Source organism: Streptomyces sp. SM1 (genome assembly GCF_002910825.1).
In the GTDB taxonomy this organism is placed as follows: Bacteria; Actinomycetota; Actinomycetes; order Streptomycetales; family Streptomycetaceae; genus Streptomyces; species Streptomyces okerensis.
Genome location: NZ_NEUB01000624.1, coordinates 1 through 1748, shown reverse-complemented (window position 1 = coordinate 1748; position 1748 = coordinate 1). Strand labels below are relative to the sequence as shown.

Genomic DNA, 1748 nt, shown 5'->3' with positions numbered 1-1748 from the left:
GGTCGGGTGGCCCGGGGGAATCGCACCCCCGGGCTCCCACAGATCCCGGCGTGACAGTCTCCCGTCACCGGGCTCCTATCGCCCTCTTCGTCAGGTGACGTTGACCCATTTCCAGTGCGCGAAGAATGCAGGGTAGGCCGCTACGACCTGGTCCCATCCCCTCGTGGCCTTCTTGTAGGTCTTCAGCCGTTTATGCTTCTTCCGAACCCAGCGCAGCAGGTAGTAGTTGATGCGCTGGAGGAGGGGATACAGTTCGGTTTGATAGAACGTCCCGTAGTACTGCATCCATCCGCGAATGATGGGGTTCAGCCATTTCGCGAACTCCCCGAAGGAGTAGGTGACATGCATGTGAATCCGCCACGAGCGGACTTCCATGCTCATCTTCTTCAGGGCGTCCTTGCTGACCGCCGGAAGGAAGGACGTGAATACCTCGCCCTTCCGGTCGACCGCCGGGCGGTTGCAGAAGGTGAATCCAAGGAAAGTGAAGGACGTGGCGACTTCGCCGTGCGGCCTCGCCTTTCCGCAGTACACGATCTGCGTCTTGTCCGGGTGCAGCTGTAGCCCTACTTCTTCCATCCTGGCCCCCAACTGCGTCAGGACCTCCCGGGCCTGACGTTCGGATGAGCAGTGAATCACTGCGTCATCTGCATAGCGTTCGAACTGGACGCCAGGAAAAGTCCGGGTGATCCACATGTCGAACGCGTAATGCAGGAACAGGTTGGCCAGCACGGGTGAGACCGAGGATCCCTGTGGGGTTCCTCGATCCCGCTGCTGCAAGGTGCCGTTGGGCATCAGTACGGGAGCGGCAAGCCACCGCTTCACGTAGAGGATCACCCATGCGGCATCGGTGTGCGACTCCACAGCCTTGACGATCAGATCCCAACGAACGCTGTCGAAGAACTTGGCGATGTCGAACTCGACCGCCCATTTCCTTTTCCAGCATCGTCGCCGGCATGTCGCCACCGCATCGAGGGCCGACCTTCCGGGCCGGTAACCGTAGGAGTCAGGATGGAACACTGGCTCCACCCGCTTCTCCATGTGAGCGGCCACCACCCTTTGAGCGATCCTGTCCGACACGGTCGGCACGCCAAGGAGACGGACCCCCTTGCCATGTGGTTTGGGAATCTCCACGCCTTTCACAGGAGGCGGAAAGTGAAGTCTTCTCAGCAACGTGACGGTTGCGGTGTGTGATGATGCCGGACGGCGGGATGGTGACTCGGTGTCAGACATGAGTGAAGCCCCTGGTAGGAACGGGTCTGCGAAGATCACGTTCCGTACAACCAGAGGCTCCACGTGGCGTCCATTATCACCTACACCGCCGTGCTCGATGTCCGCAGGGCGACCGCCGAGCATCTCGCGAAGCTGCTGCGCGGGCACCGCGAGCAGCTCGGGACCCGCAAGGGCACTCGCGCGCTGGGCGTCTTCAAACAGGCGGTACTCGTGCTGCGCTGGTTCGTCGACGGTACCCGGCTGGTCCAACTCGCCCGGGACAACGGCATCTCGGTACCGACCGCCTACCGCTACCTGCACGAAGGGCTGACGGTGCTCGCCGGCCACGCGCCCGATCTGTCCAGCGCGCTGGAGAGGGCGGCGGCGGCCGGGTACACCCACCTCAATCTGGACGGCACGGTCATCCGCACCGACCGCGTGGCTGCCGCCGGCCCCAACGGCGCGGACCTGTGGTGGTCGGGCAAGCACAAGCACCACGGAGGAAACGTGCAGGTCATCGCCGCCCCGGACGGCTGGCC

The 1748-nt window shown here is 63.1% G+C and carries 1 protein-coding gene and 1 pseudogene; one reads left to right on the top strand and one right to left on the bottom strand.

Annotated features, from left to right (window positions below):
• Positions 1–90: 90 nt before the first annotated feature.
• On the bottom strand, positions 91–1230 hold the full coding sequence (ltrA, locus tag B9S61_RS15820; protein ID WP_103542837.1) for a group II intron reverse transcriptase/maturase: 1140 nt from the start codon (positions 1228–1230) through the stop codon (positions 91–93).
• A gap of 63 nt (positions 1231–1293) precedes the next feature.
• Here ltrA and B9S61_RS15815 point away from each other — a divergent pair.
• Positions 1294–1748: pseudogene (locus tag B9S61_RS15815) on the top strand (IS5/IS1182 family transposase); the annotation flags it as partial.